This is a genomic window from Microcoleus sp. OTE_8_concoct_300 (genome assembly GCF_031383065.1).
Lineage (GTDB): Bacteria > Cyanobacteriota > Cyanobacteriia > Cyanobacteriales > Microcoleaceae > Microcoleus.
Window position 1 is genome coordinate 1 of the sequence record NZ_JANMZH010000606.1, and the last position, 1,259, is coordinate 1,259.

At 49.6% G+C, this 1,259-nt stretch carries 1 protein-coding gene; it reads left to right on the top strand.

The annotated features are described in order from the left end of the window. Positions 1 to 759, top strand: a 759-nt coding sequence (locus ACUVJL_RS27855) for a hypothetical protein (RefSeq protein WP_445248808.1), incomplete at its 5' end; no start/stop codon positions are given. Positions 760 to 1,259: the final 500 nt, after the last annotated feature.

Below are 1,259 nucleotides of genomic sequence, written 5' to 3' on the forward strand. Positions count from 1 at the left end.
TCAATCCTTGCAGCAGCGCTCGCTGCTGCGAGCTACCCGAACTGTGCTTTTTCTCAATCAAGAGTAACAGGCTATCAAACTGTGGGTCGAGACATTGCCGTCAATAGTGCGATCGATATTTTAGTCTATCCCGGTCGCGCGAGTGCGATCGACTTCAGCTCAACCGACGAAGCTCTCGCCTACGTTTTAATTGCCGACCCCTCAAAAGTAGTTTTCAGCACCGACGCACAGTTGGCAAGCGGCCAAGCCAAAACTGTTTTCTTGCGTCCCATTCAAGCGCTCAATTTTCCGGGAGCTACCACAGCTACCATCACCAATATCTCAATCAAAACTGTAGATTCAAAAGGGAAACAGCGACTTTACAACTTCAACATCGTTCCTACCAACAAAGAACCCGAACACTTAGGAATTCGCATCGCCCCCCTCACCCCAAGAATGTCGCCGACTGTAAACGTTGATAGAGGTCGTGCACCCTCTGCATCAGATGTTGAAAAAGGATTGCTGATTGCCATTCAAAAAGGCTACACAGCAGCCAGCGACCCAGTAGTCTACAGCGTGCGACAATTTTTAGCTCTGGTAAGAAATCAGAATCTATCGGCGGCCGATGCTGCAGCACGAGCCGGAGTACACTTGTCTGTGATTGTCGAGCTGAGCCGCATTGCACGAGAAGAATTCAACTACCCTGGAACAAGATTTCAACAGCGACAACCGCCAACAGCCCGAACTACTCGGCTTCTTAAAAGTCGCTCTGCTTTTTGATTGGAGCCGGAGCTGCGGGAATAGGTAACGGGAATGGGGAGTGGGGGAGAGTGGGAGAGTGGGAGAGTGGGAGAGTGGGAGAGTGGGAGAAGTTTGAAAACTTGCAACAACCCGATAAAAACTAGAGGGCTTCAACATCTAACATATACTCACCCAATTGAATAGAAATGAGGGATTATGTAACTGCCCTCTACCTGAAAATTCAAACAGCTTGCTGTTTACTGCATACCTCTAATCTCCCACTCTCTCAGTCTCTCCCTCTCCCCCTCTCCCTCTCTCCCGCTCTCCCACTCTCCCCCACTCCCCATTCCCCACTCCCCACTCCCTTTTTTCAACCAATGTTCCGCCCAAAAAGCTCAATTCAAAAAAAGTCTGCCCTCCCGCTGCGCGTTGTGCTTACAGTCCCCAACGCTCTCCTAATTTCAACCTTACTAGCTCTAACGGGATGGCTTTCTTTTCAAACAGGGCGGCAGACAATGAATGACTTAGTTGCACAGCTA